Below are 4,601 nucleotides of genomic sequence, written 5' to 3'. Positions count from 1 at the left end.
GCAGAGATGCTAGTCTTTTTTTGTTTTTAAATTTTTATTTAGAGATAAAATAGAGAATCCTTAAAGGTTAATTAGAGAAAGCCATGTTATATTTTTTATAGACAGATGATTAAGAGCTAGAAAGTTAAATTTTTCATATGGAGGCGAAGAAAATGAAAAAGTTTGCAAAACAGCTTTTAAGTATAAGTTTAATGATTTCAGCAGTAACATTAACTGGATGCGGGCAGAGAAATATAGGTGTAGAAACTAGTGTGGCAATGGGAAGTTATATTTCGGAAGAAATTGATTTTCCAGGAAAAGATAAGAGTTATGTAACAAAGAATTATTTAGTACAAGGAAATACAGGAGATTTATATTGTTATGCCATTGAGGATGGATGTAAAGTGTATACTTTATCTAAGGAAAATGAGTGGAGTTTACAAAAAGAAATTCAGTTGCCTAATGAAATTAGAAAGATATATAAGATATTAGAGATAGAAGGAAAGTTGCGGATTGCATATGCTGATCGACAAGCAAATATGTGTGTAGCAGTTCAACAAGAGGATAACACTTTTGAAATAATTAAATTAAGTAAAGACAACGAACCTATTAAGGAAAAAATAAATAGTAAATTTATTATGGATATTGATGATAATGGAGATATCTATATAAGTATAAGTATGGGGGAAGGAAAAATACAAAAATATAGTGGGCAAACAGGAAAGCGGTTAAAAGAGTTTATAGAAAATGTGCAAACTTTTGCGGTTGTAGATGATGAGGTATATGGGGTAAGTTCAAAAGATAGATTAATTAAAGTATATAATAATATAACCGGTGAGTTGGTAAGAACAATCAGTTATAGTGATAGTGGAGTCGTAAAATTAGTTAAAGGTATTGCGGATAGCGATTTATATATGTGTAGTAGTAATGGAATTTTTCATTTAACTAAAGAAGGTGTTTTGTGGGAACAAGTAGTAACTGCAGATAAATTAGGGGGGCTAGATAGTAAGGCTAAGGACTATGAGTTATATATATATAAAGATAGTTTTATAATTTATTATGATAGAACTGATATGGATATGTTAGTGCGTTGTTATTATGATAAAGATATGGTGACTAATCCTAATAAGAAAATAGAAGTATGTATGCTATGTGAAGATGAATCACTTAGAAAAGCAGTGAAAATTTATCAAGAACAACATAAAGATTTGAGGGTTTATGCACAATCAAACTGGAGGAGTCATAGACATCTTGATAATAATGAATTGGGACGTGGTATATTAAAAGATAAAGGAATGGATTTAATAGAACAAGAAGGATTGGCACCTTACATTACAGAAGGAAAGTTAGCAGATATTACAGATGTAGTTGAAGAATTAGTGAAGGATGGTGTAATAAATGAAAAGATAGCAAGTAACTTTAAAGAAGGTAATAAGTATTATAATATTCCTTTAAGATATATGGTTGGAACAATATGGGGAAATAAGGAAATATTAAATCAAGTAGAGACATTAGAAGACTTAGTTCAGTATAAGAAGCAGCATCCAGAGCAAATATTATTTGGAAAAACAAAGCTAGAGTTATTTTATCAACTTAGAAGTAGTTGTAGTTCTAGCTGGTTTGATGAGAATGGTAAATTTGATGAAAACAAATATAGAGTTTTTTTAGAAGATATTACAGCATTAGAAGAAGTAAAATATGATAATACACATTTAAATGAATATTGTAGTAGCATAATAATGGAAGAAAATAAGAAAAAAGAAATCTTAAATGTGGCATAAGGCAAAACACAACTTGTTATGATAGCGCCTAATTCATTAGAGGTTGTAACAGAAATTATGGATACATTAAGTAGCAGAAATAATATCACAGTAAAGAATCTAATTGGGCAAGATAACCATGCTATGTATGGAGTAAGTGGCATTTTAGGGATTAATGCAATGAGTGAAAATCAAGAAGAAGCAAAAGAAATCGTTAGAATTGCCTTAAGTGAAGATGCTCAAAAATTACAAGGTGAAACTGGTATGCCTATCAATAAACAAGTACTAAAAGAACAAGAAGTAAGTAATGTTAGTTTGAAGGCATACCCAGAATTATATGATGAGTTTAAAAATTGTACTGAGAACATAGACTTTTGCTTAAATAATGTAGATGCAGCAAGCTATGCATATATTACTGAACAAACACATCAATATTGTATGGGGCAACAAAGTATTAATGATACAATCAGTAATATTAGATATAGTATAAATGAGTATTATGAAGAAAATCATGAGGATTTTGATATGTATCATGAATATTATAAGTTAGCAAGATTTAATTAAAGTAATAATAAAAGTACAACCACCATTTGGCGTATCCTCTAAAGTAAGTGTTCCGTGATGAAGTTTAACGATTTCTTGAGCAATGCTAAGGCCTAAACCATAATGTTTCTTGGCGTGCCTTGAAGAATCCATTTGATAAAAACGTTCAAAAATAGAATGTTTATAGGCATCAGGAATACCAGGACCTTGATCAATGACTTTAATGTGGTAAGAGGCCTTAGTATCTTCAAGTAAAAGTTTAATAGGTGTATAAATAGGTGTATGGCTTAAAGCATTATCTAATAAAATAATAATGACTTGTTTTAAGCGATTAACATCCACTTGGACAGGTGCAATAGGAGTATCAGGTAATTCTAATGTAAGAGGATGTTGCTTTTCTTCAGCAGTTATATAAAAGGTATCATAGAGCTCAAGTAATAAAGTATCTAATTCAGCAGGTTGTAAATTAAGTGTCCAATTGGCTTTAGCATCAATGTTGGCAAGGGTTAATAAATCATTTATTAATTTGCTAATTCGTGCACATTCACTAGAAATAGTAGTGACAAAGGAATTGGCATTTATATCAACCTGCTTTTCTAAAATAGAAGCATTTGTTTGAATAACAGTAATAGGCGCACGGAGTTCATGAGAAGCAGCAGCGATGAACTCCTTTTGTTTTTGATTGTTTACTTCAATTGGTTTAATGGCACGACCTGAAAACCACCAACTAAAGAATGTGAGTCCTATAATGCAAGCTAAGCAAACACAAAGAAATAATAATCTAATATGTAAAAGCTGAAGATCATTTTGATGCATATTCTTCAATAAGGTAATTTGAAAAGGGACATCTGAAATTGTAATGGATGAAGTCGTTACTAAAAAATGTTCATTATAATCCGTAGAAAGTTCAAATTGCCTTGATGCTAAAGGAACATAATCAGCAGAAAGTGAAGTATATAATTCAATATTTTTTTGATTACCCTGTGACTGAACTAATGAGATAAGTGATTCACGAGTCGACTCCGTTTGATAATGACTTTGATAGAGCAAAGCCTTATGGTTTTGCTCTATATTTATGATAAGATCATTTGAAACTTCAGTTTGAGAAAGCCAAAGCGGGCTAATAAAGGAACAAGTTTGTAAATAATAAATAACAGTATTTAAATCATTATCTAGTGAAAGCTTACATTCATTAGAAAGCTGAGTTTCACAAGTGAGTAAAGAAATGAGGGCCATGAAAAGTAGTACGCAAGTGGTGATAGAAGCGCAGATTAAAGTAAGCTTATGGCGGAGTTTACTAAGCATGAGACACCTCCAATGTATAGCCCACACCACGAGTTGTAGATATTTTAAGGGTACTGCCTACAGTTTTTAAACGGCGGCGTAAGAAGTGGATATAATTATCTAAGTTACCATCTTCAACAGGAGAATAAGGTCCCCAAACTCGGGACAATATCGTATGACGAGGTAACAAGGTATTCATGTTATTAAGAAAGATTTCAAGTAAAGCAGCTTCTCTTTTTGATAGAGAACAATTATGAGATGGACCTGTTAAAATAAAAGTATTTAAATCTAAAGTAACATCTGATACTGTAAGTTGCTTTATATTTTTGAGTTGTGCAGGTCGACGCCCTAAAGCACGTATACGTGCTAATAATTCTTGGGTAGCAAAAGGTTTACCAAGATAATCATCAGCACCAGCATCTAATCCTTCTACCTTATTATCAATATCTGATAAAGCAGTAAGCATTAGAACAGGAGTTGTAATTTCTTTAGAACGAATTTGACGTAGGACATTTAGGCCGTCTAAAGAAGGTAACATACGGTCTAAAATTATAAGATCATAATCACATTGTTTAATAAAGCTTAAGGTATCCAATCCATCATGACAGGTGTCAGTGGCATAACCTTCACCATTTAAATAAAATACAAGACTTTCACAGAGTTTTTCGTCGTCTTCTATAAGTAAAATGCGCATTGTAAAATCTTCTTTATATATAAAATCTGAAATTGTTTAGATGTGTTTATAAAAAATAGAGTTAATAAATATAAGTTAAGATTAGTAAGTTATAAGATGGTGAATATCTCAAGTAAGATATAAGCTTAAATATGTAAGAATTTGTTGAATATAATGACATTATATAGGATTTTACGAGGAATATACATAAGATAAAAATAAAAACTCAAAAAGATAAAAAAAGGTATTGACGTTTGTAAAGAGATAGTGTAATATTATACAAGTCGCAGGGAACACAAGCGACAAACAAAAGATTACTTCTAGTAATCATATATTGTACTTTGAAAAACAAATACTACAAA

4 protein-coding genes are annotated in these 4,601 nt (G+C 30.8%); 2 read left to right on the top strand and 2 right to left on the bottom strand.

Translation table 11 applies throughout. The annotated features are described in order from the left end of the window. The first annotated feature begins 152 nt into the window (after positions 1 to 152). On the top strand, positions 153 to 1,760 hold the full coding sequence (locus tag JCM14822_RS17885; protein WP_054743955.1) for a type 2 periplasmic-binding domain-containing protein: 1,608 nt from the start codon (positions 153 to 155) through the stop codon (positions 1,758 to 1,760). Between the two features lie 18 nt (positions 1,761 to 1,778). After that, positions 1,779 to 2,303, top strand: coding sequence for a hypothetical protein (locus tag JCM14822_RS17880; protein WP_054743952.1), 525 nt, complete (start codon positions 1,779 to 1,781; stop codon positions 2,301 to 2,303). On the opposite strand, the gene JCM14822_RS17875 is transcribed toward JCM14822_RS17880, so the two are convergent. Beyond that, positions 2,286 to 3,587 (bottom strand): sensor histidine kinase, encoded by a 1,302-nt coding sequence (locus JCM14822_RS17875; RefSeq protein WP_054743951.1) that lies wholly within the window; start codon positions 3,585 to 3,587, stop codon positions 2,286 to 2,288. The genes JCM14822_RS17880 and JCM14822_RS17875 overlap by 18 nt on opposite strands. Further along, positions 3,580 to 4,260: a response regulator transcription factor gene (locus tag JCM14822_RS17870; protein WP_054743949.1), complete on the bottom strand. Its 681-nt coding sequence runs from the start codon at positions 4,258 to 4,260 to the stop codon at positions 3,580 to 3,582. Before JCM14822_RS17870 ends, JCM14822_RS17875 begins: the two co-directional genes overlap by 8 nt. Positions 4,261 to 4,601: the final 341 nt, after the last annotated feature.

Origin of the sequence: Cellulosilyticum ruminicola JCM 14822, assembly GCF_001311925.1 — a bacterium.
In the GTDB taxonomy this organism is placed as follows: Bacteria; Bacillota; Clostridia; order Lachnospirales; family Cellulosilyticaceae; genus Cellulosilyticum; species Cellulosilyticum ruminicola.
Note: the sequence above shows the minus strand (reverse complement) of the source record. Positions and strands in the feature narration are given on the sequence as shown.

Coding starts and splice junctions, on each gene's coding strand:
- JCM14822_RS17880 (WP_054743952.1), top strand. CDS start 1,779: ATGATAGCGCCTAATTCATTAGAGGTTGTAACAGAAATTATGGATACA.
- JCM14822_RS17870 (WP_054743949.1), bottom strand. CDS start 4,260: ATGCGCATTTTACTTATAGAAGACGACGAAAAACTCTGTGAAAGTCTT.
- JCM14822_RS17885 (WP_054743955.1), top strand. CDS start 153: ATGAAAAAGTTTGCAAAACAGCTTTTAAGTATAAGTTTAATGATTTCA.
- JCM14822_RS17875 (WP_054743951.1), bottom strand. CDS start 3,587: ATGCTTAGTAAACTCCGCCATAAGCTTACTTTAATCTGCGCTTCTATC.